The following is a 25,309-nucleotide window of genomic DNA, read 5'->3' as shown; positions in this document are numbered from 1 at the left end:
CGCCCCGCGCCACCATCACGACAGCGTGTAGGCCGTCTTGACCGCAGTGTAGAACTCGCGCGCATAAGTACCCTGCTCGCGTGCCCCGTAGCTGGATCCTTTGCGACCCCCGAAAGGCGAGTGGTAGTCGACCCCGGCAGTCGGAACGTTGACCATCACCATTCCTGCGACCGAGCGCCGTTTGAAGTCAGTCGCATACTTCAGGGAGTTTGTGCAGATGCCGGACGACAGCCCAAAGTCGGTGTCATTGGCCACGGCCAAAGCTTCCTCATAGTCTTTGACTCGAATCACCGTCGCAACAGGGCCAAAGATTTCCTCGCGATTGACACGCATATCATTGCGTGTCTCCGTGATCAGTGCCGGAGAAAGATAGAAGCCTGGGGTGTCGCGCTCAAGACGTTCGCCACCAGAAACCAGGCGCCCGCCCTCCGAAACTCCCAGGTCGATGTATTGGCAGTCCTGTTCAAGCTGATCCTGCGACGCCACCGGCCCGATATCGGTCCCGTCTTTCAACGCATGGCCGATGCGAAGTTCGGACATGCGCCTTGTCATCGCCGCCACGAAGGCATCGTGGATACCCTCCTGCACCACGAGGCGGCTGGACCCTGTGCAGCGCTGCCCGGTCGAGTAGAACGACCCCTGAATGGCGACGGAGACCGCAACGTCCAGGTTGGCATCATCGAGAATCACCAGCGGGTTCTTGCCGCCCATTTCCATTTGCACCTTTGCGCCACGCTGAACACACGTGACTCCGAGGTGCCGGCCCGTATCGACCGAGCCCGTGAAGCTGACGGCCCTGACCTTTCGCGAAGCTGCGATGGCCTGACCAACACTGGAACCAGGTCCCATGACCAGATTGAAAACGCCCGCGGGCAGTTTTCCTGCGCGGACGATAATTTCCGCCAACGCCCAGGCGCTTCCGGGCACCAGATCGGCGGGCTTGAATACGACGGTGTTGCCGTAGGCCAGCGCGGGAGCAATTTTCCAGGCCGGAATAGCAAGCGGGAAGTTCCAGGGTGTAATGATCCCCACAACGCCCTCGGGTTCGCGCGTCACTTCGACGTCGACACACGGGCGAATGACCGGCAGTTTTTCTCCGCTGACGCGCAACGCTTCGCCTGCAAAGAACTTGAAGATGCGACCAGCACGCACTGCTTCGGCAACGCCTTCGCCACGGGTCTTTCCCTCCTCGCGCGACAATAGTTCCCCCAACGCTTCGCACCGAGCCAGGAGCTCCGTGCCAACTCGATCGAGCGCATCGGCTCTTTGCTCTGCCGTCCACCTTTCCCAAACGCCTCGGACGTCAAAGGCGGCGTCAATGGCTTGCTCGGCTTGCTTGGCGTCGGCGCGGGTGTAGGCACCAATTACGTCGTCGGTATCAGAGGGGTTGATGTTCTGGCCGGTTCTCGGGCCTTCGACCCACTCGCCGCCGATGTAGTTTCTGTGAATGGATGTCGTCATATCAGTGATTCAGTAGGCTGCCTCGTACAGGGCCAGCGCCTGGTCGTATTCGATCTCGCGGGGATTGTGGACCAGTAGGCGCCGAATATTCATCACGTCCCGGGCCAGCATCGGGATGTCCTCCCCCCTTACCTTCACCTCGCGCAGGCTGTGCGCATACGGCATGTCGGAGACCAGTTTGCAGATGGCGTCGACAAAGTTTCTCGCAGCGTAGGTGTCGGTGGTCGATTCGAGTTCCGGCAGCAATGCGCGTCCCATCCGCGCGTAGATGGCGCTTGCCGATTCGAGATTGAATCGCAGCACATGGGGCAGCATTAGCGAGTTGGAGAGCCCGTGCGGCACGTGGTAGTGAACCCCGAGCGGATAAGCTAGTGCATGGACGGCACCGACGGAGGAATTGGCGAAGGCCATGCCGGCAAAAAGGGAGCCGAGCAACATTTGTTCCCGAACATCGAGGTTCTTGCCGTCGTGGATCGCCAGCGGAAGATTGCGGTAGAGCATCTTCAACGCCTCTATCGCCAGCGCATCCGACAACGGGTTCTTCTTCAGATGCGTGGTGAGGGTCTCGATGGCATGAACCATGGCATCCACGCCGGTCATGGCCGTCACCGCCGGTGGCAAGCCGACGGTCAATTCGCAATCGAGCAGCGCGAGATCCGGCAGGAGCAGCCCTGCGACAATCGGCTTCTTCTCATGCGTGGGTGTAGTCACCACGGAAATCGGCGTAACTTCGGAACCAGTGCCCGCCGTGGTCGGGATCTGGATCAGCGGCAGCCGGGGCCCGCGCGCCAGACCCACACCGTAGATCTCGTCCATCGCCTGAGGGGTACGGGCGAGCAAGGCCACCAGCTTGGCCGTATCGAGCGAACTGCCCCCACCGAAGCCGATCACGCCATCGGCGCCGGCCTGCCTCGCGCTGTCGGCGGCATTAATGATGGTGGCCTCTGGCGGATCGGCCAGCACATCAGCGTATACCGTGACCTCCACTGACGCGTCTCGTAGTGCCTCGATAGCCGATGTCGTCAGACCGGCCTTATGTAGTCCGCCGTCCGTGACCAGGAAGGCGTGCCGCATTCCGTGTTCGCGGGCCAATGTGCCAAGATGACGGATTGCGCCGCGCTGACACGTAATCTTTGGGGTGGTGTGGAAATCAAATTGACTCATGTTTGGGTTTCTCCTCGGCATCTCAGTGGACCCTCAACGGCTTCGGTAAGCCAACATGCGCCCGCCATGTTCTGCGTCAAGCGCCGCATGCGAAGGCGGCATTCCGACTGGCGCAATGCATGGTGAGATGCGACCGCAGGGTGATGTGCCACGTGAATGCGGTGCCGTCTGATCAAGACCAGACAGCACCGCCCGCGGGGCAAAGCGGATTGACCTGGCGCTGCTCACGCCAGGCAGACTTGCCGACTTACCTGGCCGGCTCAGCTCGACAGCACAAAGCCTTCATAGCCGTTCCGGGCGTTCTCTTCGCACTTCTCCAGATACAAAGGCAGGCCACCCGGGTAGTTGAGCATCTCGCGCTTCTTGCCAGGAATGTTGGCGCCCATGTACCACGAGTCGGTCTGGACGAACAGCGACTTGGATGCCACGTCATTCACGTGCTCGGCCCAGGATTCGTCGGCTTCCGTCGTCGACTCGATGCGCTGGTATCCGTTGTCCCGCAGGTGCTCGAGACACTGAATGACCACATCGCCCTGTATTTCGGCAGCGGTCGGCCCGTTCAGGAAGCCTGTGGGAGCATGGGGGCCATACACGAAAAGCAGGTTCGGGAAACCAGCGGTTGCCAGGCCCAGGTTAGCGCGAATGCCGTCTTTCCAGCGATCATTGAGCGTCGAACCATCGGTGCCGCGAATATCGATGCTCAGGATGCCGCCGGTGACCGCATCGAAGCCGGTGCCGAGGACAAGAATATCGAGCTCGTGCTCCGCCCCGTCGTTCATGACCACCGCCGTCGGTGTGACGTGGTGGATGGGGTTCTCGCGAATGTCCACCAGTGTGACGTTAGTCTGGTTGAAGACCTCGTAGTAGCCGTTTTCCAGGCACGGCCGCTTGGTGCCAAATGGATAGGGTGCGGTGTCGGGAGCCATCTTACTGGCGATTTCCGGGTCGTTGATGCGCGCACGCGTCTTGTCCCGCCAGAAGGCGTACGCCGTGTCGTTGGCCTCCTTGTTTGACAGCACGTCGTTGAACGTCGCCAACCATGGGTGGAATCCCGCTTTCGCCCAGACCGCCTCATAGGTTGCCTGACGCTCCTCCGGCGACACTTCCATGGCGCCTACAGGCAGGAAGTCCATATCGAATCCGGCGAATGTCCGTCGACGCAAGGCATATCGTTCGGGATAGGCTTCCTTCATCCTCGCTTGCATCTCGGAATTGGTTTGGCGAGGCCCCATCGGCAATGCCATGTTCATGGTGCGCTGGAAGACGGTCAGGTGGGATGCTGTCTTGGCCGCCTCCTGAATAACCTGCACCGCACTAGCACCGGTACCGATGACACCCACGCGCTTGCCCTTGAAGTCCAGCCCCTCCTGCGGCCAGACGCCGGTATGCGGCTTCGGACCGGAAAAGGACTCCAGACCATCGATCTTCGGAATATACGGCTTCGCGGCAAAGCCCGTGCACAGGATCACATAGCGGCCCTGGAACTGCTCGCCGCCGGTCGTCTCCAGCGTCCACTGCTTCTTTGCCTCATCAAAGTTTGCAGATGCCACGCGCGCGTTGAATTGCATGTCCTTGCGCACATGCCATTTGGAATCGACATAGTGGAAGTACTCGCGCAGCTCTTCCCAACCCGGGAAGAGTTCCTTCCAGGTCCAGTCCTTCCACAGGGTCTCATCGGAAAATTCGTAGATCGGGACCTGAGTGTCCACCCGGGCGCCCGGGTAGCAGTTCCAGTACCAGATCCCACCGATGTCCGGCGCGGCTTCAAGCAGGCGCACCTTGAAGCCGCGCTTGCGAAGGTTGTAGAGCTGGTAGACGCCCGAGAAGCCTGCGCCCACGATCAGGACGTCATAGTGGTCGCCCGCTGCATGACTGGCGGAAGGAGTCGTTGCTGAGGAAATAGCGCTGTTCATGATGAAATCTTCGTATAAGGCGATTGTCGAAAGTTCGTGGTTGGCGTTATCCATTCATGCCAATCCGATGCGGGGGCGCACCCACTGCGCCATCCTCTGGATGACGTCATCCGCTTCGGGCGCCACGCCGGCCAGGAACTGGAAGACGTGCTGCATATCGTCGTAGCAATCGAACTTCACCTCGACACCGGCCTGCTTTGCCTTCTCGACGATGCGAATGCTGTCATCGAGCAGCGTCTCCGCATTACCCACCGTCAGGTAGATCGGGGGATATCCGCTGTAGTCGGTGTAGAGCGGGTTCGCCAACGGGTCGTAGCGGTCTCCCTCCGGACCGATGAACAGCGGCCCCAGAAACTCCGTGGTGTCCTTCGACACAAAGGCATCCCGATGTGCGTTGGTCTCGTAGGTTTTCCCGGAGATATCCCAGCCCGCCCACGGCGAAATCGGCATGGTGGCCGCCGGCAGCGGAAGATCGCGCGCACGTGCTGACGCAATGGTTGTCAACGCAAGTGCGCCGCCTGCCGAATCCCCCACCAATGCAATATGCCGGGGCTTCAGGCCCTGATCCTTCAGGAGCCATTCATAAGCTGTCGTCATGTCATTGACCGGACCCGGGTGCGGATTCTCCGGAGCCCGGCCATAGTCGACAATCAGCGCCCGGCAGCCTACGGCCTTGGCAATGTGGGCGAACATCTTCCTGTGCGTGTACATCGATCCGACGACATAGCCACCTCCGTGCGAGCAGAGCAGTGCGCGGTCCGGATCGCACCCTTTGGGAATGGCCCACATTGCCGGCACGCCTGCGGCATTGACTTCGATGTAGTCGACACCACCAGGTTCGGCGGTGACATCGCCCCAATGGGAGAACAGTTGTCGCACTTCTTCCAGCGACATGTCGGGCTTCTCGCTCATTGTCTTGACCCAACCTGCATACAAGGTCTTGAGCGCTTCAGATTCAACGCTAGCCATACGTCTCCTTTCAGTCTTGTGAGTAGTAGTCAGTTCCCTTTGCATCGGGTCGGCGCGTCGCGAACCGCCGCCCCCAGATGCATTGGTGTTACCTGTAGATGCGACATCACGGGCAAACCTCATAGATCAAGTTCTGTGCCACCCGGTTTTGGCACAGAAAGCAAGGGTTTTCCCTGTGAAAATGCGCTGATTTCAAGTGGACGTGCCGCATCTGTCCGAGGCCGGTCGGACAAAAATGTCTCGCGAGTCTTGGGACAGGACACGCCGGCTTTGGAGCGAGTGGACTTGCTAGCGGCATGGCTGGCGCACGACCGCAGGTTGCAGGCCTCATCGCAGTGGATCGTGTGGACGCCCGCCTGGAAACGAGAAGTCGATGGGTGCCGATTTCGTGCTGGATCCGACGAAACGCAATGTGGTGCGCGACGTCATGGAGCCGAAGCAAGGCGCTGGCCCGGTCGTCGTGCCCGGGCGGCTAGGAGCGCATGTGCCGAATGCGCAATGTCGTTTTCAGCCAGCGCATCTGGCTTCCTTGCCTCGTCACGCACAAGTACTCGCTGGACGATGTGGTGGTGCACACGAGTTTGCCCGCAGCTTCACCCGGCTGCGACAAAGCCTGGCGAATCGTCCCCCTTTCTTCCCAAACGGAGTTGTGTAATGATCTAAAGATAAAGAAAAGGCTGCCTGGAAAGGCCCGGTAACTGGTCTCGCACTTCAGACTGTGCAGCCAGAAGGAGACAAGCGGTGACTTCAAACCAAAGCCCCTACTTCGGCTTCGACAAAGATGCCCGTGGCGTGCGAAGCCTGTGGGAACGCTTCAATGCAGGGCTGATCGATATCAGCGACCGGCGGCCGCCCTACCAGCAGTTTCTGCTCAACGAATGGCAACGCTGCACCACGCTCGGCGTCGACGTTGCGTTAACGGTAGCCCAGCGACTCAACGAGGAAGAGTTCCGGCAGCGTCTCCAGTCGGGCCAGCGCCTGCTGAACGCCTCTGTGCCAGTCATCCAGGATGTAGGGCATTTTCTCGATGAGATTCCCGGCCTGATCATCCTTACTGAAGCCACGGGATGTGTCCTGCATATCACGGGCGCTCCCAGGATCCGCGAACAGGCTGCCACTCGCTCGGGCATTGTGGAGGGCTCCAAATGGAACGAGGCTTCCGCAGGCACGAACGGAATGGGCACCGCGCTTGCCACGGGGCAGCCAGTCCATGTCTTTGCCACGGAACATTTTTGCGAAGGCTGGCATTCGTGGTCGTGCGCCGCGGCGCCGATATTCGACATTGACGGGCGCACCGTCCTTGGTGTCGTTGACTTCACTATTGAAGAATCCGCCTTCCGCGACCAGGCATTGGCATTGACTGTGTCGATGGCCAACTCGATTCAAGCGCGCATGGTCATGTACAGGGAACTGGAGCGTAGCCGGCTGATCTCAGCGTTCGGCGAAACGGCGCGCCGCTACCCTCACGACGAAATGTTAGCGCTGGATCACGTCGGACGCGTGGTTGCTCACTCGCCAACCGATCGCTGCAGCAAGATCGTCGCAGCCTGGGGGGCGGGATCGCTGCAGGTCACGCCGGTCAGGCAAACGATCGACGTTTCTTCGCCTGAATCCGGCGAGAGAATTGGCGCGATTATCCTGCTGGCCAGCGAGCCGCAAATCCGCTTGCCTACTTCCGAACGCGCGCCCTTTCCGCAAAGCGATGCGGATCCCGTCAGGCGGTTCGGCCAGTTCCTGACCCGCGACCCGGAAACCCGGCGCATGCTGGACGAACTCCAGCGCGTGGCAACGACGGACGTCAATGTGCTGATCATTGGCGAAACCGGCACCGGCAAGGAATTGCTGGCGAGACATCTGCACGCGTGCAGTCACCGCTCCAATGAGCCCTATCTGCCAGTCAATTGCGGCGCCATCAGCGCGGAGTTGATGGAAAGTACGTTTTTTGGCTACGTGAGAGGCGCGTTTTCCGGCGCCGATCCACGCGGCCGCGCCGGATACTTCGAATCAGCGAGGGGTGGCACCCTGTTTCTTGATGAGGTCGGCGAACTGCCGCTGGCAATGCAGGCCGGCCTGCTTCGGGTATTGGAAGATGGCTCGTACCAACGGGTCGGTTCGTGCGAATCGCAGCGCGCACAGTGTCGGATCATCGCGGCTACCCACCGGAATCTGGAGCAGTTGGTCGCCGAGGGACAATTCCGCCAGGACCTCTACTTTCGCCTGAAGATCGTGCAGAAGACCGTCAAGCCACTGAGGGCGCGCCCTTGCGATATCCCCCCTTTGATCGAACAGTTTGTCGGCGCCATGCGCGAGAAGCACAGGATCGCTGCCGTCGACATCACGCCAGAAGCCCGCGCGGCACTCGAACGCTACACTTGGCCAGGCAACGCCCGCGAGGTGCGCAATGTCATCGAGGCGGCGCTGCTGTGTTCTGAAGGGCCCATCGATATTTCCTGCCTGCCGCCTGAAGTCACGCAACCACCTCAGCAAACCGAGAGGCTAGAAGCCGGCCCGAAACCGCCACCAACGGACAACCTGTCTTCCATGCAGGATTATGAGCGTCAACTGATCATCGGGATGCTGCGCAAGTACCGGAAGGCCAACTACGCTGCCAAGGCGCTCGGCATCGCACGTTCCACGCTCTACCGAAAATTCGCCGAGCTCAATATCGATCCGGGTCAGTACACGTCGGGCCAGGACGATTAATTCGTACTGCATGCGTCCATATCACCCCAAGGTCAGGCTTGCAGACCGTTGAGACGCATCTTCCTTTCCCCTCGCCAAGCCAACTCGCGCGGCACATCTTCGCGTGATTGCGGCGTGCACCCCTTTCCCTTAAAGCTGTTCGGCTCTCTCACGCAGGCTCGCCTGTCACGGAAGACATTCGAAGGACAGCGGGGTCTCATCGATCGGTCGGATTTGTCCGGCGCATCTCGCCCGGACAGGGTGCAAGCCTGCTTCAACACAGCAATTAGACCCAATTTCCCCGGGAATACCTGCAAGCACCGTCTCAAGCGACGACGGCACGGAACTTGATCATGAATGCCGGCAATCAAGGCGCTGGTGCATCACCACCATGGATTGCACAGGGCTCGATCTGAAACACCAGCCTCACGTTCGGATCCGCTGACCACCATGTCAAGCCGCTTGCAACCCGGGAGGCGTCCACATACGCACTTCCGTAATGCGTGCGTATGACAAACTGGCTTAATCGGCAGACTATCGCACGGATGTCCTCTGGCTTGCCAAGCCAATGCCGGTGACCATGCCCTGGTTAGCTTTTCGGTGAAGAGGAACCGCCCGAAGTCCGGTGTACACGAACCGCCTCGGCAAGACTTTTAACGTAGTCGTCGGAAATGTCGTGCTCAACTAGGGATTCGTCGAGCTGCAGCAAATAGTCGCGATTGCTTCCAAGATGCCCATTTGCGGTCGCAATCATCGGAGCGGTTGTCGCGATCGACGAATCATCCTCGTACAAGGCGTGCGCCGTATCGGCGACAAACGTGATAGCGCTCACGGTCTTGCCATCGGCCAGCTTGACCTCCCCCCACGTCGGCTGATAAACACCGCCCACCATTTCTCGCACCCACACCATCATGAGTTCGTGAACCAATTCATCCTCTCTCAGCCTGAACGCCACACCAACCGACTCTCCGGCCAGCTCGAGCCCCAGCATGCGACCAGGGTGCGTGCTGGTTCCGCGTGCCGTGACGAGGCGAATGCAGAAGCTACGGTGCCAGCCATGCAGCGTCGCCCGTTGCTTCTCGGCAAAGTGGAATAGTGGATTCCAGATCAGCGAGCCGTATGCGAACACCCAGACCGGTTCCTCAGGTTGCGGACGTCGCGCCAGGGTTTCGCGCATTGAGGTTTCGATGCGCTCCCGGGACCAGCGGAATTGCTCCGGCAGATCCTGAAACGATTCCAGGTAAGCACCTGTGCTAATCAGCTCTCTTGTCAGCATGATTGGATTCCTGCCCAAGTCTGCACTGAATCACGCCATTCAATGCAGACGAAGGAGGCAAGTATTAACCGTTACGCCACTCGATTGCGCTCGTGTTCGCCTGTTCTCTTTGGCGGCTCCGAAGGCCCTGTTCGGTCCATTCCGGCAATCATTGTCGTTGAATTCATGGATGGCAGACTGCCGACGGCGGCCACTTCAATGCGCTCTAAAACCACAACACTAAAATTGGCAATTGCGAGTGCGCCAACTACAGCGAGAACAGCGGTCTTTGAAAATTTCTTCAGGTTGCTAAAATTCATGATCATTAATCTCGATTGCTCCCGGTACCAGGTCGATGAGGTGTTCCTCCTTTCCTGTTGAACGGAGGATCATTGCATCAGGCAGCATGCGCCGGGTAGTCGGTGTAGCCTTTGGCGGAACCGCCATACCAGTCTTCCGGGCTGGATTGTGCAAGCGGAATGTCGTGCTTCAGTCGCGACACCAGGTCCGGGTTGGCGATGAACGCACGGCCGAATGCAACCAGGTCTGTCGTGCCTTCGCTCACCAGTTGCTTTGCCTTTTCCGGACTGATACCGCCGTTGACAATCAGCGAGCCGGAGTACGCTGGCCGCACGATCTCGAGGATATTGGGCAAGTCTGGACGGTCGAACCAGCCATTGGTATCCGCGATGTGAACGTAAGCCACGCCAAGATCCTGAAGCATGGCTGCGACATATTGGTACGTGCCCACTGGATCGAGGTCACGCACATTGTTGTATGCCGCGAATGGGGAGATTCTCACCCCGATCCGATCTATCGGCATCACTCGCGAAACCTGCTCGATAATCTCGCGCAAGAAGCGGGCACGATTTTCGACGGAGCCTCCGTATTCGTCGTCCCGTTGGTTGGTCGTTGCGGACAAGAACTGATGTGGCAGATAGCCGTTGGCCGCATGGACTTCGACACCATCGAAGCCGGCAGTGCGCGCATTGGCGGCAGCATACCGATATTCCTGAATGGCGGCCTTCACCTCCTGCGTACTCATTGCGCGCGATGGGGTGGCATGGATCCTGGTGTATACGCCGTTCTGCAGTTTTCCCCAGACATGAAGCTGGTGCAGGTCATCGTTGACAGCCGAGGGAGAAACCGGCGCATTCCCGTTCAGGATCGCGAAAGAGCTCGCTCGACCGGTGTGCCAAAGTTGCGCTACGATGCGCCCGCCCGCCAGATGCAGGCTTTCCACGATGCGCCGCCACGCTTCGGTCTGCTCCGGGCTGTACAGGCCAGGCGATCCCTCGAAGGACTGGGAGTTGCGGGTCACATTGATCGCTTCGGAGATCAACAGCCCTGCACCGGCGCGCTGAACGTAGTACTGCTCCATCAATGCGGAAGGGACATCGTTTGCATCCGCTCTGGAGCGGGTCAGCGGCGCCATCACGACACGGTTGGCGAGCGGGATCGCGCCGAGTTGGTAGGAATCAAATAGGTTTGGCATGTGCGCTTTCTCCTGAAAAGACACGGGGTGTTCGGCGCGAAAGGAATACCCTGTTCGCTGCCTGAAAACGAAACGCCTCGATAAAGGCGAGCGTGGTGCAACGGGTAGCCATACTCGGCTGGCTTCCGCTCCTTATGCCGCCTTGCCTGGGCCGGACGACATCTCGGTGCGTCGGTTGATGGTGCGGTAGTCAGCTATTCAATGCTGCCCACCAACCCCGCTGTTGAATGACTGCAGTGTCAGGGATCTGATGTTGGTGATATAGAGGGATGGTGTCCCGGAATACGGGACAATGGATCCCTAATCGGCAGCTGGTTTGCGTTCCGGAACTATGACCCTTCCACACCGTTTAGCGCGCACCAGGTTCCACTTGGCAGGCGCGTCCAAGCATTCGTGTTTGAACTTGGTGGGGTGTTTAGACCTGATCGAGGCGCCGCTGTGAATCGTTGCCGATACGCTGAAGCGAAGAGCGAAACCGCAAGGCTGCCTGACGAAAGGCACGCACATGACCGACTGGGGAATCCTCATCGGCAATCGAGTGATGAGGATCGCCTGGTGTGAAGAAGGCCTGGTAAAGTCGGACCGGCAGAAACAATTCACTGGCGCAAAGCCGGAAGAACAGCCATACCAAGTTCTTCCACAACGCCCAAAAGAGGCCGCGGACCGGGGGCGAGATGCAGCATGGCGTGGGCGACACCATTGGCCTCCAGTCGCTTCAGATAATCGATCAATGCCCAGCGGCCAGTTCGCAGGCCCAGTTCGATAGGTACTGCCTCGGTCGAAGGGTCGTCGACCAGGTCCAGGTGTATGGACTGAACGAACGGCTTTGGCATACCAGGGGACCGTTCTCGTAGCGCGGATTGCCAGAGGCCAATGCGCCCCTGCTGGCGAACTTCCTCTCTGTGGTACGTGGCCCATGCGTCTGCATGGGCTGCGATCCATTGCAAGGTTTGCCGGGCTGAACCCACCGCCATCATCGGCACGCGAGCAGCCGGCGGCACAGCAAGATCGTAGCCATCGGTGGCGCTCAGCAAGGCGGCACGATCGGCCTGCGAAGGCGACAGCGCCGCCCTGACGATCGCCCATCGCGTCCGGAACGCTTCTGCCCTTTGTTCAGGGTCGAGGCCAAACGCCGCAAATTCGGCCTCCCTGTCACCGGAGCCTAAGCCCAGGATAAAGCGGCCCTGCGACAGCCGGTCCAGCGACAGGGCGGACTTCGCCAGGTGGATCGGGTGTCGCAGTGGAAGCACCGCTGCGGCCGTACCGAGTGCAATCGAACGGGTTACCCCGGCAAGGAATGACAACCACACGAACGGGTCATCCAGCGCCGCGGCTTCCATGGTGGATCCTTGCGGGATCATCAGAGGTACGTCGCGGGCCCAAAGCGCAGCGAACTGGAGGGCGTCGGCGCGTGCGGCCAGGCGCAGCTCAGACTCGATGTCGGCCATCTCACCGGGCTTGCGCCCGAGCGGGGTCATCAAGCCTACGGTCAATTGCCCGGCGGCAAGGGTGCGCTCATAAGCGTGATTGAGTAGGTCCATGGCTCGTTCCCGATCGTGACGTGGCTTTCGGTGCCCCCGATTTTGGCGCTACGCTCGACAACCGGAGACTCGGTGAAGCATAGGTGTGATTCGCGCACCTGGACAATATCTGTACGCGAGGCGCTCCCGCCGTTGCACGTGTCCAAATCAGACGCTGAACCAGCCCGGCACGTATGCCATCTGGCCAATCCGCCATGTCTCGCCATCGTCCTTGATCAGCTGTATGCGATAGTGCGCGCCGTAGAGCGGTTTGTTCTCCGGCGTTGTCGTCCGCCCGGGCATAACGCGTCCCAACAGGAGCGCCGCGCTGCTCCCGTCGGACTGGATCTCGACCTGCAGCGGCTCACCATAATGCTGCATCCACGGCCACGGCAGGCGGAACGCCTTGAGCGTTGCCATCAACTCGCGGCGCCCTTTCAGATGTCCCATGGGCGTCAGTTCAGCCTCGGCATCCTCGCTGAAGCATTGACCGAACAACACGAAATCGGCTTGATCCAGGGCCCAGGCATAGCGGAACCAAGCCTCGGCGGCCGCCTCCTCGTTGCTGGTGGCCAATTCCGACACCGGGATTCGATGCCACGGTGCATCCAGCTCGCTGACGACGACGGCAGGCGGATCGCCGGGCTGCCATGCCCTGTCGGTCGGCGGCAGCTGCCAGCCCGTCAGCCTGGCCGACTCGCCATGGACCCAATGGAGCTGGATCCTGATTTCGCGTATGCGCGCACGGCTTCCCTGGCTCTCGAAAGACAGGATCACCACGCCGCCGAACGCTACCGCTTCAGCGTTGCCGGCAGATTGCCGCGCCTCGCCATGAAAATAGGCGCTGACCATGCTCTCGCTCCCATATGCCCGAGGAACACGATTGGTCGCGGCGATATGCACGGCCTCCAGGCCTGGGAAGTCGCTGGCCAGCGCCCCAAGGACATCATGGGCTCCCCGGAAATGGCCACGGTGGCTGCTGAACAGCTCGACTGCATCGGCCAGCAGATCTTCCGCAGGCATCGACGGTCTTCCGGCCCACGTATCGCAGAAGGCAGCAAGCAGATCCAGAAGTTGATGACGTGTAACAGTGGACGACATTGATTTCTCCATTCAGTCGGCCCGGAAGTGGGGCAGGACAAATTCCGCCAGTTCCTCCAGCACCTCTGCCGCGGGCCGGCGCAAGGGCTTGAGGTTAAGCGCGACGTGGCTGACGCCCTGAGCCTGCTGCCTTCGCCACAGGGCGATCAAAGCGTTGCGGCCGGCGCGGATGCCGTTGCCGACGTACTGCAACGGGGCGTTGGGGTTCTCGGACAGGTCGAAGAACGCGGCATAGCCGTATGGCCGCAGCCACCCCTCCTCATGGCTGGCCCGCCAGCTTTCCAATAGCTGCGGCATCCGGTCGAGGTCGCTCAGGTGCCAGATCCAGCCATCGCTGTGCCTGGCGATCCAGCCGAGATCCTGGCGGGCCCGGCCGATCACCAGCATGGGCATGCGCCCACCCACCGGCTTCGGAATCAGATCGATCTCGCCGCGGAAGGTGCCGTAGTAGCTAGTGGCCGCGCGCGGAAAGGACTGCTCCGTAACCGTCTTGATCAGACCGAAGGCTTCGCGGAAGCGGTCCCCGCGGCTCTCGTAGTCCGCCCCGAACGCCGGATATTCGATGGCGCGGTCACCAGTTGAAAGCCCCAGCAGCAAGCGGCCTTGCAGCAGCTGATCAGCGGATGCGGCTTGTTTGGCGACGATGAGCGGGTCGCGCAGCGTCAGGATGATGCCGGCTGTGCCCAGCGCGATCTTTTTGGTGTGAGCAGCGAGAAAGCCCAGATACACCATCGGGTCCAGCATCTGCCCGGTATCCCCGAAGTTGGGGTCGTAGAAGGGAACATCGCGCATCCATAGCGCAGAAAATCCCGCCTCGTCAGCCATCGTGGCCAGGCGCTGATGGTCTTGCAGAGTGGGGAACGGCGACGATGGATAGCCCTCCAGGGGCATGATGAAGCCAAACGTCAGCCGGCCAGGCTGGAAGACCCGGCGGTATCCGGGGTGGGCCTGCAATTCCGCAGGCACTGGACCGATTGAAGGGTTATTCATAGTGATGACTCCGCTAAACGGCGAGCGGCACGCTCCGAGGTCTGCGTTGACCCAATGCCTTGGTAGCAACTCGGCCCGCCGCATTAGCCCGCATTGCTCTGCCTTGTGGACAGGTAGCAAGGATAAGGCGATGATTGGGGATTTGGATTCCCGTGTCAGGGAACGCTGATGCCCCGCTGTGGGTGTGAGGACACAACACCATGGAGCCCAACCGATTCGGCGACATCGCCGCGTTCGTGGCGGCAGTAAAGGCTGGCAGCTTTACCGCCGCCGCCGATTCGCTCAGCCTCACCCGTTCAGCCATTGGCAAGAGCATCGTGCGCCTGGAGGGGCGACTGGGCGTGCGCCTGCTCAACCGCACCACGCGCAAGCTGAGCCTGACTGACGAGGGCCTGGTGGTATATGAACGCTGGCGCCAGATCCTGGAAGACCTCGAGGAGGTGGATGCCACCATGGCACTGCGCCGCGGCAGGCCAACCGGCACCCTCAAGCTGACGGCACCCTTGTCCTTCGGACAGCGCCACATCCTGCCGGTCCTTGATGCCTACCTGAAGCAGTGGCCCGAGCTGCGTGCGGATATCTCGTTCACCGACCGCTTCGTGGACCTCATCGAAGAAGGCTTCGACATTGCCATCCGTATCGGCATCCCGAAGGATGACTCGCAGATCCTCACTCGCACGATTGCCGAGCAGCAGTTCCTCACGTGCGCCTCACCGGAGTATCTAGCCCGGCGTGGGGTGCCACAAGTTCCGCAGGACCTGGCCGGTCACGACACCATTGTCTTCCAGAGCGCGGAGCGGCCACGTCCGTGGCGCTTTGACACGCCTGAAGGCCACTATCTGTTTGATGGCCCGGGACGCCTGAGCATCGACAGTTCGGAGGCGATGCGCGAAGCGGCGCTGGCTGGCTTCGGCCTGGTCTGCCTGCCGTCCTATCTCACGGGCGCCGACGTTCGCGCGGGCACGCTGGTGGAAGTGCTTGGCGCGTATCGCACAACGCCTGACCCCATCCGGGTCGTTTATCCCAGCAAGCGCCACCTGTCGCCGCGCATCCGGGCGTTCATCGACCTGCTGGTGGCACGGTGGGAAGCTGGTGTGCCATGGGAGCCTGGTACACAGGCCAATACCTGACTCGCGCCACTTTGCTGAACAGCGGGCTGCAGGAGAGTGTTGGGGGGTGGGATTGGGGCCCATGAGGACCGAGTGCCGGTCTCGCAAAGCGGTTTATCTCCACACGGGATTCAATGAGACTTACGACATCCCAATCCCCAGTGGTCCTCTGCCATGACTGTCCCAGCCTCTGCCACCCCAAAGGCGTTGCCTGCCGAGCTGCCGAGCCCGCACCCGGCCCTGCAACAGCATCCGGGCTTCCAGCGCCTGTTCCAGCCAGGTGCCCTGACCATCGGGCTGATCCTCCCGCTCGAAACCCATCCGGGACGGCCCGCGCCGACCATGCGCGGCCACGTGCAGATGGCCCAGCGCGCCGAGCAGCTGGGTTTCGGCGCACTTTGGATGCGCGACGTACCCTTCTTCGATCCGAATTACGGCGATGTGGCACAGATTTTCGAGCCAATGGTCTACATCTCGTACCTGGCTGCTGCGACCGAACGAATTGCCCTGGGTACCACTGGCATCGTGCTTCCAACGCGCGAGCCGATGAACCTGGCCAAGCAGGCGACGTCGCTGGACCAACTCAGTGGTGGCAGGCTGGTGCTCGGGCTGTCCTCAGGCGACCGCTATAGCGATTACCCGATGTTCGGCATCGACTACGAGAGCCGCGGCGAGCGCTATCGCGACGCCTATGGCGTCTTCCGGACGCTGTCTGAAGAAAGCTTTCCGAGCTTTCAGTCTGCACGCTTCGGAGGATCGCCTGGCGCCCTCGACCTGGTTCCCAAGGCGCCGTTCGGGCGAGTTCCCGCCATCGCCGTGGGCCAGGCACAGCAAAGCATGGAATGGCTGGCGCATAACCTGGACGGATTCCTGGGAGGAGCGCCCGCTCCGTACGGGCTGGCACAGCTCGGCGAAGAGTGGCGCAAGCACGTGCACGCTGCGGCGGGTGAGCAAGCCTTCAAGCCTTTGGGGCTGGGAGGCTACCTCGACCTGGCCGAAGACCCGGATGTGCCGTTCCAGCGCTTCCCTGGCGGTTTCCGCGCCGGACGCAACGGGCTGCGTGACTATCTGGAACTGGCTCAGGCAGCCGGCATTTCCCACGTTGCCCTCAATCCGAAGGTCAGCCGCCAGCCCTATGGCGAGATCCTGGACGAACTGGCGGAGTACGTGTTGCCACACTTCCCTTCGCATCCGTGAACCGGCAGCACGCACGCCAATACTCGCACCTGCTACCCGGAGCCCTTGCCATGACATCCCTCTTCGATCCTTATGACCTTGCCGGCCTGCAGTTGCCAAATCGCGTCGTCATGGCGCCGATGACACGCGCCCGGGCAGTCGACACCGTCCCGCCGACGGATATGGCCACGTATTACGCCCAGCGTGCCAGCGCCGGCCTGATCATCACCGAAAGCGCCCAGGTCTCGGCTCAGGGCCGCGGCTACCTGTACACGCCAGGGATCCACACGCCCCAGCAAATCGCAGGATGGCAGCGCACCACCGACGCAGTGCATCGCGCCGGCGGCCGGATCTTCATCCAGCTCTGGCATGTCGGGCGGGTCTCGCATGTTTCGCTACAAGCGGACGGCAATGCACCGGTCTCTTCGGTGGCGGTAACGGCAGCCGATACCCAGGTACTCGCCTACGACACCAACGGTCAGCCGGCCCAGGTGCAGGTCAGCGCGCCGGCGGCCCTGGACCTGGCCGGCATCCGCGGCGTGATCGAGGACTTTCGCAACGCCGCACGCAACGCCATGGCCGCTGGCTTTGACGGCGTCGAAATCCATGCGGGTAACGGGTTCCTGTTCGAGCAGTTCATCAATGCCGGCCTGAACACCCGCACCGACCAATATGGGGGCGCGTCCATCGACAACCGGCTGCGCCTCCTGCTGGAGACCGTCGATGCGGTCGCCGGTGAGATTGGCAATGCGCGCGTGGGCGTGCGCGTGTCGCCGCAGGCCCGGCTTAACGACCTGCATGCGTTCGAAGAAGAGGAAGCGACCTGGCTCGCTTTGGCCGAGGCATTGTCCCGCCGCAGCCTGGCTTACATGCACGCGAGTCACCTCGAATCGCCCGCATTCCAGCAGGCTTTCCGCAAGGCCTACCAGGGCACGCTAATGCTGGCAGGCGGTTTCAATTCGGAAAGCGCCCGAGAGGCCCTGGACGCAGGGCAGGCCGATGTGATTGTGTTCGGCCGGCCGTTTATCTCGAATCCGGACCTGGTGGAGCGCTTGCGCAACGATTGGCCATTGGCGGAAGCCGGGCGTGAGGCCTTCTATGGTGGCGGCGCCCGTGGGTACATCGACTACCCGGCTTACGATCCGGCCAGAGCACCGGCAAACGAGCCGACCCATGAAAGACAGGCCAGCCACCGCCAGGCATGACAGGCGGACAAGGCATAGCGCCGCCTCAGACTTGCTCACCAAAACCAGGGGCGTGGGCCGCTGCCCTGCCCCTTGCAACCTCTCAATGGAGTTCCTATGACCGCCCTGTCCGTCCTGGATCTGGTAATGATCGGACAAGACAAGAGTCTTGCCGAGGCCGTGGATGAGTCGCGCCAGCTGGCCCGGCATGTCGAGCAGCATGGCTTCCGTCGCTACTGGGTCGCGGAGCATCACAATATGCCAGGCATTGGCTCGGCCGCCACCTCGCTGATCATCAGCGATATCGCCTCGGCCACGTCGTCCATCCGTGTCGGGTCCGGTGGCGTCATGCTGCCCAACCATGCACCGCTGGTTGTCGCCGAGCAGTTCGGCACCCTGGAAGCGCTATATCCAGGTCGAATCGATCTTGGCCTCGGACGCGCGCCAGGCAGCGGCGGCCCGACGGTTCAGGCGTTGCGACGCGGCGCCAGGGAACGCGACTTTGCGCAGGATGTCGTCGAGTTGATGGACTATCTGGCCGACAACGGCAAGCAGCCGGTGCGCGCGGTTCCGGAACGGCATGACGTACCGCTCTGGATTCTCGGCTCCAGCATGTACGGTGCCGATCTTGCGGCAAAGCTCGGCCTGCCCTATGCATTTGCTTCGCACTTCGCGCCGCGTTACCTGCACCAGGCGATCACCCACTACCGCAACAACTTCCGGCCCTCGCAGCAACTCGCCACGCCGTACGTCATGGTCGGCGTGAATATATTCGCGGCTGAGACAAACGAGGAAGCGGAGTACCTGGCGAGTTCGCACCAACAATGGATGCTGAACCTGCACATGGGGCGCCTTGGCCTGTTGCCCAAGCCCGTGGAGGACTACGTGCGGCGCTTGCCCGATCACGAGCGCGAAGTCCTGGACCAGGTCATGGCCTGCACCGTGGCCGGCGACAAGCCGACCGTCGGCGCGTGGATTGAGAAGATCGTTGACCAGACCGGTGCCGACGAGCTGATGATCGACTGCCGCATCTACGACCCGCAGGCGCGGATGCGCTCGCACCAGTATGCCGCGGAGTCCATGGGCGACCTCCTCAGCCGCTAGTCCATGGGCGACCTCCTCAGCCGCGTAGGACCTGACGCTTTGCAACTTGCCAAGCTGCAAAGAGCGGATGCCAGTAGCGGAGAGGGAACAGCGCAAACCCATCGGATTGGATCGTCCCGCACTTCCTTCGCAGAGACTGCACAATGCACACAAGGCGTCAGAGGGTGACTTGTAAAGGGAACCTGTAGCGTGGCTACCCGCCATTGTCCCCCTGTAGACCTCGGTGGGTGGCATGACGGTAAATTTTCCGATCTCCTGAATCAGAGACTGCTCGAACTCTCGAATCGTCAATACCACTTTAGCGTCGGTATTGGGGTAAATTGGCTCACGTTCAGCGGCATCGCTAAGAGGCGACGCGGCCAGCGTATCAATGACCGCGGTGCCGGCCTCCCATGAAGGCGGCTGCATCGGCGGCGGTCATGCCCCAATTGTCGCGCGCGCCGAGGTTGGCGCCGCTTGAGACTAGTAGATCTACGATTTCAGTCCTGTCGAACATCGCGGCGACCATTAGCGCAGTGCGGCCGTCTGGCGACGCGCCTTCGACGTCGGCGCCATACGCCAGCAGTACTTCAATTACGTCCTTGAAGCCCTTGTAGGCCGCTCCGGCAATTGGTGTCTGGCCAGCCGCGTTACACATGTCAGGCGAGGCTCCGGCATCAAGCAAAGTGCGCAGGGTGTCCACCTGTCCGTGGTAGGCGGCCAGCATCACAAGGCTGTCGCCCTTCTCGTTGCGCAGGTCCGGCGACAAGCCGCGCGCAATCAGGGCAGCAAGCGAACCCGCATCCCCTTGGCGCACCAGGTTGAAAACCTCGGCCAGCGCGGCGACCACGCGAGCCTCTTCCTCAGGCGTCATGTTCCGTTTCCAGTCTGATATAGCTTGGGTCATTATCCTTGTTCTCTCCCCCGCAAGGCGGGAGAGAGCTGTACAGGTCAGACGCAGGGCCGTTCTTACCTTTGGCTTTCGATACGTTCAATCGCCGCAGCTACGCCGGCACCGTAGGCCGGGTCGGCGGCCGTGCAGTGGTCGATGTGGCGTTGCTGAATGTGCTTCGATACACCCTTGATCGAACGAGACGTGTTGTCGAACAGTGACTGCTGCTGCGCTGGCGACATCAGGCGGAACAGCGCCCCCGGCTGAGAGAAGTAGTCGTCGTCCGCGCGATGGTTCCAGTGGTCGGCCGCGCCTTCCAGCGTCAGCGGCGGCTCGAGGAAGTCGGGCTGGTCAGCCCACTCGCCCTTCGTATTTGGCTCATACGCGATGGTGCCACCCTGGTTGTTGTCCGTGCGCATCCGGCCATCCCGGTGATAGCTGTTGACATACTTCGCGGCCTTCGGCGAATTCACCGGGATCAGATGGTGGTTGACACCCAGACGATAGCGCGCGGCGTCGCCATACGAGAACAGACGGCCCTGCAGCATCTTGTCCGGAGAGAAGCCGATGCCAGGAACAATTGTCGACGGTGCAAACGATGCTTGCTCGACTTCGGCGAAGTGGTTGTCCGGATTGCGATTGAGCTCCAGCATGCCAACTTCGATCAGCGGATAGTCCTTCTTCGGCCAGATCTTGGTCAAGTCGAATGGGTTGTACGGCACCTTGCTGGCATCGGCCTCGGGCATGATCTGCACGCAGAGCTTCCAGCGCGGGAAATCGCCACGGTCGATGGCTTCGTACAGGTCACGCTGGTGATACTCGCGATCCTGCCCCGTGACTTCGGCAGCCTCGGCGTCGGTCAGGTTCTGGATGCCCTGCTGGGTCACGAAGTGAAACTTTACCCAGTAGCGCTGCATGTCCTGACTAATGAAGCTGTACGTGTGGCTGCCGAAGACGTGCATATGACGCCAACTGCGCGGGATGCCGCGGTCGCTCATGACAATGGTGATCTGGTGCAGCGCTTCGGGCAGGCTGGTCCAGAAGTCCCAGTTGTTCTCGGCGCTTCGCAAGCCGGTACGCGGGTCGCGCTTCACGGCGTGGTTCAGATCGGGGAACTTGAGCGGATCGCGGAGGAAGAACACTGGCGTGTTGTTGCCCACCAGGTCCCAGTTGCCTTCTTCCGTGTAGAACTTGATCGCAAAGCCGCGGATGTCCCGCTCGGCATCGGCCGCACCACGCTCGCCGGCCACTGACGAGAAGCGCACAAACACTTCCGTCTTCTTGCCGATTTCCGAGAACAGGTCGGCACGCGTGTACTTGGCGATGTCTTTCGTAACCGTGAATGTGCCGTAGGCGCCGGAGCCTTTTGCGTGCATGCGGCGCTCGGGGATGACCTCGCGGTCGAAGTGCGCCAGTTTCTCCAAGAGCCAGACATCCTGTAGCAGTGCAGGTCCGCGCGCACCGGCAGTCTGGATATTTTGATTGTCGGCGACAGGAGCGCCAAATGCGGTCGTGAGCTTCTTCATGTTGGGGTTCCTTTGGTGCATGGCGCGACCTCATTGGCTCGCGCCGGATGTTTGTGGGCGTGCTGAATGCGGGCAGAGTGCTCCCTATTTAGTCGAACCGCAGCCACAAGAACTCCTCCGCCTGAAAATCAGTACGTTAGACGCTAACGGTACAGTGATACCGCCCGAAGCGCTGATAGCAATGTATGAGCGGCCGTGACTAGAATAGTCCAACTCCATCGAGCGCGGTATCAATGTTGATGGCACGAGATAAAAGATGCGATACGGACGAGGAGCGTCCGCGCATAGCTTTTGAGCTCTCCGTGTTGTCACGATCTCGGTGTATTCGTTGTGGACAAACTGTAGTAGCCGACGACATGTATTGCACGGCTCCAGTTTTCAATCCTGGAGTGCATCCGCATGATCGGTGGCACGGTGCAGCCCCCTAAGATCGTCGAAGTACTGTAGGTACCAACGCCATGATTACGCCGACCCAAAGGGGTAAACCACTAGCCCACAGAGCTACCCTGCCTCGAAAGCGCATTCTACAATTTATCCATCGATCACCATCTTGCATTGGCGAGAGCCGCTGAACGGGACCTGCCCGGACAGCACCATGATCATTCCCCACCTGAAACCATTGCTGGCAAGAACGAACCAGGAACCAGGATGGTTGGCGCTCGCTCGATAAGTGGTCGATCGATAACTATCAAGCGTCATTGACTCAGAGGCATGCTGATTGCCGCTGGAGACGCCGATCGTACGACGGGCTGCCCTGGCCCGTAGTGCGATCAGAATGCCCCGCCAACAGGAGACCCGCATGGCAACCATGAAAGCAACTGTGTTCGTAGAGCCTGGCCGTATCGCACTGGAGGACAAACCCATTCCCGACGTCGGTCCGACCGATGCGCTGATCCGCATTACCACTACAACCATTTGTGGTACCGACATCCATATCCTGAAAGGCGAGTATCCCGTCGAGAAGGGCCTGACGCTGGGGCACGAGCCGATCGGAATCATCGAGAAACTCGGCTCGCAAGTGAAGGGCTATCATGAGGGCCAGCGCGTGCTGTGCGCGGCGGTCACCCCGTGTGGCCAGTGCTCGTCATGCCTGATGGGGTTCCATTCCCAGTGCGGCAGCAATTCCGCCAGCGGCTGGAAAGTCGCGGGGGGCTGGAAGATCGGCAACTACCTCGATGGCTGCCAGGCGGAATACTTTGTTGTACCGGACGCGCAAGCCAACCTGACCGTGATCCCCGACAACCTCACCGACGAGGACGTGCTACTGGTGCCGGATATCGTCAGTACCGGCTTTTCCGCTGCCGAATCTGCCGGTGTCAAGATCGGCGACGTTGTGGTCGTGGTGGCGCAAGGGCCTATCGGACTGTGCGCGACAAGCGGTGCGCGGCTGATGGGCGCCGGCCTGATCATCGCAGTCGATCCGGTCGAGGACCGCCTGCAGAAGGCCAAGACAATGGGTGCAGATGTCCTGCTCAATCCAACGAAGTGCGATGTCGTCGAGGAAGTGATGAAGCTTACGCAAGGCGTGGGCGCGGATGTCGCGCTCGAATGCCTGGGCAGGGATGAGACGATCGCTACCTGCGTCAACGTGACACGCCCGGGCGGAACGATCTCAAGCGTCGGCATCTATTCCAAGAGCATCCCCATCCCGCTCGACGGGTTCGGGGCCGGCCTTGCGAACAAACGCATTGTGACTTCCACCTGCCCAGGCGGCAAGGAACGCATGCGGCGGCTGCTGAATGTGGTATCGAGTCAGCGTATCAAGCTCGATCATCTCGTCACGCACACCTACTCGCTCGATGACGTCGTTGCGGCATACGAACTATTCGGTCATCAGCGCGATGGAGTCGTGAAACTAGCACTGAAGCCCTGACGGGCAAGGCCCCTTCCAGCAAGTGCCACGCAAGAATGAGAAACCCGCCGGCTGGCGGGTTTCTCATTGGCGAGAAGCACTACTATGCTGAACTACCCGGCTCTGGCGCCTTCGATATGTTCGTAGTGGATATCGAAAGCCTTGTTGGTAATGAACAGGAACGTCACGTCATTGTCCTCGGTCGCTCCATGGAACATGGTGGTGCCCTCCTGGAACCACACAAAGCTCCCCGGGCCGAACTCTCCGGCATGCGTCTTCAGGATCCCGTCCAGAACGTAGATACCATGAGAGCAATTGTGCCAGTGAGACCGATTAATGAAGCCTGCCTTGTAGCAGATCTTGGAAATGGAGACGCCGGTTTCATCGTCGACATGGCAGGTCTTGACCGGCAGCTTTGCGCCTAACTCAGGAATTTCAAGGAACTCCCAGGGCACTCTGTTGGTGTCCACTGATTTGATTGGCATGTTCATATGTCAGCTATTTATTGGGTCGTGTACCGGAAAGGCAGGGGTATTCACGCCGCCTGACTTTGGTCCAGTTCGGGATAATCCACGTAGCCCTCCGCGCCGCCACCGAAGAAAGCGGCAGGGTCGGGCGTATTCAGCGGATGGTCGCCACGCAGCCGTTCAGGCAGGTCGGGGTTGCCGATGAACGGACGACCGAACGCAATGATGTCGGCACGGCCATCCGCGACGGCTCGTTCGGCGCTCTCACCGTCATAGCCGCCCGCCAGCATCAACACCCCCTGATAGGTCTTGCGCAACTGTCGGATGATGGCGTCCCAGCGAGGATCAACCTGCTCATCCCGCACAGTGCCGACGATGGCGGGCTCCACGAGGTGCAGGTAGGCGAGCGGCCAGTCGTTGAGGCGCCCGACGATGTAGCCGAAGGTGTCCTCCGGCGTCGCATCGCCCATGCCCATGAAGCGACCCATTGGCGTCAGGCGTACGGCCACGCGCTCGGCACCAATCTCCGCACTGACCGCGTCAACCACCTCGAGCAGGAAGCGCGCGCGGTTCTCGATGCTGCCGCCATAGTTGTCCTGCCGATGGTTACTGGCGGAATTGATGAACTGGTCGAGCAAGTAGCCGTTGCCTGCATGGATTTCCACGCCGTCCATCCCCGCAGATATGGCATTGCGTGCAGCCTGGCGGTAGTCCGCCACGATGTCTGCAATCCCCGCCGCCGTCAGGGCTTGCGGCACCGGTATTTCGGCCCAGATGCCATTGCCGTCCGCATCGGTTACGAAGGTCTTGCCAGGAACAGGCAAGGCGCTGGGGGCGACCGGCAACGCGTTGCCGGGCTGGAACATGGGGTGCGAAACCCGGCCCACGTGCCACAGCTGCAGGAACATCCTGCCCCCTTCAGCGTGAACGGCATCGGCCACGGCCCGCCAGCCATCGATCTGCGCCTCGGTATGGATACCGGGTGTCCAGGCGTAGCCCTGACCTTGCGGCGAAATCTGGGTCGCTTCCGAGATGATCAACGCCGCCGATGCACGCTGCCGGTAGTACGTCGTGTTCATGTCGGTCGGTATGTTGCCGGGCTGGCCCGCACGCGAACGGGTAAGTGGCGCCATCGCCACGCGATGCGGCAGGGACAGCGGACCGACCGAGATCGGACGGAAGAGATGAGTAGTCATGGATGGACTTCCTGATGCGTGGAGAAGTGCTTTCGATCCTGTTGCGCCGCGAGCTCCCGGTGATGGTGAGGCGGCGAACGATACGCGCGGAGCTTCGATGTCCTGCGAGCAATTGGCCCGACAGGGCTCCGGTGCCTTGAAGCGTAGGCAAGCCGCCCTTCGCTGAGAATGGGTTCGTAGCGCAAGTCTGCGTTGCGCGCGGCGCAACGTCTGGCTCAAGTCAGCCCGGGCGGCACACATGCCCCACCCTGTTCTCCCGCAAAGACGTGCCGCC

20 protein-coding genes are annotated in these 25,309 nt (G+C 61.0%); 6 read left to right on the top strand and 14 right to left on the bottom strand.

The features are described from left to right. Positions 1–15 precede the first annotated feature (15 nt). The 4 genes from F7R26_RS36440 to F7R26_RS36425 all read right to left on the bottom strand — a co-directional run bounded on the left by F7R26_RS36440 (position 16) and on the right by F7R26_RS36425 (position 5,507). Complete coding sequence (locus F7R26_RS36440; protein ID WP_058697579.1) at positions 16–1,461, bottom strand: aldehyde dehydrogenase family protein; 1,446 nt, start codon at positions 1,459–1,461, stop codon at positions 16–18. 9 nt (positions 1,462–1,470) lie between these two features. Beyond that, positions 1,471–2,625, bottom strand: coding sequence for an iron-containing alcohol dehydrogenase (locus F7R26_RS36435; RefSeq protein ID WP_116318645.1), 1,155 nt, complete (start codon positions 2,623–2,625; stop codon positions 1,471–1,473). A gap of 260 nt (positions 2,626–2,885) precedes the next feature. Further along, positions 2,886–4,538 (bottom strand): flavin-containing monooxygenase, encoded by a 1,653-nt coding sequence (locus F7R26_RS36430; RefSeq protein ID WP_081050244.1) that lies wholly within the window; start codon positions 4,536–4,538, stop codon positions 2,886–2,888. Positions 4,539–4,592: 54 nt separating this feature from the next. Next, positions 4,593–5,507 carry an alpha/beta hydrolase gene (locus tag F7R26_RS36425; RefSeq protein ID WP_058697577.1) on the bottom strand — a complete coding sequence of 305 codons (915 nt, stop codon included), beginning with the start codon at positions 5,505–5,507 and terminating at the stop codon, positions 4,593–4,595. Positions 5,508–6,248: 741 nt separating this feature from the next. Between F7R26_RS36425 and F7R26_RS36420 the strand changes: the two genes are divergently transcribed. Then, the gene (locus tag F7R26_RS36420; protein WP_058697576.1) at positions 6,249–8,210 is read left to right on the top strand and encodes a sigma-54-dependent Fis family transcriptional regulator; all 1,962 of its coding nucleotides are present in this window, start codon (positions 6,249–6,251) and stop codon (positions 8,208–8,210) included. A 568-nt stretch (positions 8,211–8,778) separates the two neighbouring features. On the opposite strand, the gene F7R26_RS36415 is transcribed toward F7R26_RS36420, so the two are convergent. The 6 genes from F7R26_RS36415 to F7R26_RS36390 all read right to left on the bottom strand — a co-directional run bounded on the left by F7R26_RS36415 (position 8,779) and on the right by F7R26_RS36390 (position 14,550). After that, positions 8,779–9,465, bottom strand: a complete 687-nt coding sequence (locus tag F7R26_RS36415; protein ID WP_058697575.1) for a gamma-glutamylcyclotransferase — start codon at positions 9,463–9,465, stop codon at positions 8,779–8,781. A gap of 71 nt (positions 9,466–9,536) precedes the next feature. After that, positions 9,537–9,764, bottom strand: a complete 228-nt coding sequence (locus F7R26_RS36410) for a hypothetical protein (RefSeq protein WP_143010701.1) — start codon at positions 9,762–9,764, stop codon at positions 9,537–9,539. A gap of 77 nt (positions 9,765–9,841) precedes the next feature. Then, on the bottom strand, positions 9,842–10,939 hold the full coding sequence (locus tag F7R26_RS36405) for an alkene reductase (protein WP_058697574.1): 1,098 nt from the start codon (positions 10,937–10,939) through the stop codon (positions 9,842–9,844). A 596-nt stretch (positions 10,940–11,535) separates the two neighbouring features. Then, complete coding sequence (locus tag F7R26_RS36400; RefSeq protein WP_058697573.1) at positions 11,536–12,480, bottom strand: TIGR03571 family LLM class oxidoreductase; 945 nt, start codon at positions 12,478–12,480, stop codon at positions 11,536–11,538. Positions 12,481–12,627: 147 nt separating this feature from the next. Beyond that, positions 12,628–13,560, bottom strand: a complete 933-nt coding sequence (locus F7R26_RS36395; protein WP_081050243.1) for a nuclear transport factor 2 family protein — start codon at positions 13,558–13,560, stop codon at positions 12,628–12,630. 12 nt (positions 13,561–13,572) lie between these two features. Then, entirely contained in the window at positions 13,573–14,550 is a 978-nt protein-coding gene (locus F7R26_RS36390; RefSeq protein ID WP_058697571.1) for an LLM class oxidoreductase, read from the bottom strand. A gap of 200 nt (positions 14,551–14,750) precedes the next feature. Between F7R26_RS36390 and F7R26_RS36385 the strand changes: the two genes are divergently transcribed. The 4 genes from F7R26_RS36385 to F7R26_RS36370 all read left to right on the top strand — a co-directional run bounded on the left by F7R26_RS36385 (position 14,751) and on the right by F7R26_RS36370 (position 19,123). Next, positions 14,751–15,680, top strand: coding sequence for a LysR family transcriptional regulator (locus F7R26_RS36385; RefSeq protein ID WP_058697570.1), 930 nt, complete (start codon positions 14,751–14,753; stop codon positions 15,678–15,680). 153 nt (positions 15,681–15,833) lie between these two features. Beyond that, entirely contained in the window at positions 15,834–16,856 is a 1,023-nt protein-coding gene (locus F7R26_RS36380) for an LLM class oxidoreductase (RefSeq protein ID WP_058697569.1), read from the top strand. Between the two features lie 50 nt (positions 16,857–16,906). After that, positions 16,907–18,040 carry an alkene reductase gene (locus F7R26_RS36375; protein WP_058697568.1) on the top strand — a complete coding sequence of 378 codons (1,134 nt, stop codon included), beginning with the start codon at positions 16,907–16,909 and terminating at the stop codon, positions 18,038–18,040. Between the two features lie 96 nt (positions 18,041–18,136). Continuing rightward, on the top strand, positions 18,137–19,123 hold the full coding sequence (locus tag F7R26_RS36370) for an LLM class flavin-dependent oxidoreductase (protein WP_058697567.1): 987 nt from the start codon (positions 18,137–18,139) through the stop codon (positions 19,121–19,123). A gap of 367 nt (positions 19,124–19,490) precedes the next feature. Here F7R26_RS36370 and F7R26_RS36365 read toward each other — a convergent pair whose 3' ends face one another. Together F7R26_RS36365 and F7R26_RS36360 are read right to left on the bottom strand one after the other, a co-directional pair. Continuing rightward, the gene (locus F7R26_RS36365) at positions 19,491–19,997 is read right to left on the bottom strand and encodes an ankyrin repeat domain-containing protein (protein WP_058697674.1); all 507 of its coding nucleotides are present in this window, start codon (positions 19,995–19,997) and stop codon (positions 19,491–19,493) included. Between the two features lie 74 nt (positions 19,998–20,071). After that, on the bottom strand, positions 20,072–21,520 hold the full coding sequence (locus F7R26_RS36360; RefSeq protein ID WP_058697566.1) for a catalase: 1,449 nt from the start codon (positions 21,518–21,520) through the stop codon (positions 20,072–20,074). Positions 21,521–22,319: 799 nt separating this feature from the next. Between F7R26_RS36360 and F7R26_RS36355 the strand changes: the two genes are divergently transcribed. Further along, positions 22,320–23,393, top strand: coding sequence for a zinc-binding dehydrogenase (locus tag F7R26_RS36355; RefSeq protein ID WP_058697565.1), 1,074 nt, complete (start codon positions 22,320–22,322; stop codon positions 23,391–23,393). 92 nt (positions 23,394–23,485) lie between these two features. Here the strand turns inward: F7R26_RS36355 and F7R26_RS36350 are convergent, their stop codons facing one another. Together F7R26_RS36350 and F7R26_RS36345 are read right to left on the bottom strand one after the other, a co-directional pair. Next, positions 23,486–23,863, bottom strand: a complete 378-nt coding sequence (locus F7R26_RS36350; protein ID WP_058697564.1) for a cupin domain-containing protein — start codon at positions 23,861–23,863, stop codon at positions 23,486–23,488. A gap of 44 nt (positions 23,864–23,907) precedes the next feature. Then, positions 23,908–25,035 (bottom strand): alkene reductase, encoded by a 1,128-nt coding sequence (locus F7R26_RS36345; RefSeq protein ID WP_058697563.1) that lies wholly within the window; start codon positions 25,033–25,035, stop codon positions 23,908–23,910. Positions 25,036–25,309 lie beyond the last annotated feature (274 nt).

The sequence above is a fragment of the Cupriavidus basilensis genome, assembly GCF_008801925.2.
Taxonomy (GTDB): Bacteria; Pseudomonadota; Gammaproteobacteria; order Burkholderiales; family Burkholderiaceae; genus Cupriavidus; species Cupriavidus basilensis.
The sequence above is the reverse complement of the archived record's forward strand: the minus strand, read 5'-3'. Positions and strand labels throughout refer to the sequence as shown.

Excerpts from the sequence above, each read along its gene's own strand:
- F7R26_RS36435 (WP_116318645.1), bottom strand. The coding sequence starts at position 2,625 with ATGAGTCAATTTGATTTCCACACCACCCCAAAGATTACGTGTCAGCGC.
- F7R26_RS36350 (WP_058697564.1), bottom strand. The coding sequence starts at position 23,863 with ATGAACATGCCAATCAAATCAGTGGACACCAACAGAGTGCCCTGGGAG.
- F7R26_RS36345 (WP_058697563.1), bottom strand. The coding sequence starts at position 25,035 with ATGACTACTCATCTCTTCCGTCCGATCTCGGTCGGTCCGCTGTCCCTG.
- F7R26_RS36390 (WP_058697571.1), bottom strand. The coding sequence starts at position 14,550 with ATGAATAACCCTTCAATCGGTCCAGTGCCTGCGGAATTGCAGGCCCAC.
- F7R26_RS36400 (WP_058697573.1), bottom strand. The coding sequence starts at position 12,480 with ATGGACCTACTCAATCACGCTTATGAGCGCACCCTTGCCGCCGGGCAA.
- F7R26_RS36355 (WP_058697565.1), top strand. The coding sequence starts at position 22,320 with ATGGCAACCATGAAAGCAACTGTGTTCGTAGAGCCTGGCCGTATCGCA.
- F7R26_RS36385 (WP_058697570.1), top strand. The coding sequence starts at position 14,751 with ATGGAGCCCAACCGATTCGGCGACATCGCCGCGTTCGTGGCGGCAGTA.
- F7R26_RS36410 (WP_143010701.1), bottom strand. The coding sequence starts at position 9,764 with ATGAATTTTAGCAACCTGAAGAAATTTTCAAAGACCGCTGTTCTCGCT.
- F7R26_RS36395 (WP_081050243.1), bottom strand. The coding sequence starts at position 13,560 with ATGTCGTCCACTGTTACACGTCATCAACTTCTGGATCTGCTTGCTGCC.
- F7R26_RS36430 (WP_081050244.1), bottom strand. The coding sequence starts at position 4,538 with ATGAACAGCGCTATTTCCTCAGCAACGACTCCTTCCGCCAGTCATGCA.
- F7R26_RS36440 (WP_058697579.1), bottom strand. The coding sequence starts at position 1,461 with ATGACGACATCCATTCACAGAAACTACATCGGCGGCGAGTGGGTCGAA.
- F7R26_RS36370 (WP_058697567.1), top strand. The coding sequence starts at position 18,137 with ATGACCGCCCTGTCCGTCCTGGATCTGGTAATGATCGGACAAGACAAG.
- F7R26_RS36425 (WP_058697577.1), bottom strand. The coding sequence starts at position 5,507 with ATGGCTAGCGTTGAATCTGAAGCGCTCAAGACCTTGTATGCAGGTTGG.
- F7R26_RS36380 (WP_058697569.1), top strand. The coding sequence starts at position 15,834 with ATGACTGTCCCAGCCTCTGCCACCCCAAAGGCGTTGCCTGCCGAGCTG.
- F7R26_RS36375 (WP_058697568.1), top strand. The coding sequence starts at position 16,907 with ATGACATCCCTCTTCGATCCTTATGACCTTGCCGGCCTGCAGTTGCCA.
- F7R26_RS36405 (WP_058697574.1), bottom strand. The coding sequence starts at position 10,939 with ATGCCAAACCTATTTGATTCCTACCAACTCGGCGCGATCCCGCTCGCC.
- F7R26_RS36415 (WP_058697575.1), bottom strand. The coding sequence starts at position 9,465 with ATGCTGACAAGAGAGCTGATTAGCACAGGTGCTTACCTGGAATCGTTT.
- F7R26_RS36360 (WP_058697566.1), bottom strand. The coding sequence starts at position 21,520 with ATGAAGAAGCTCACGACCGCATTTGGCGCTCCTGTCGCCGACAATCAA.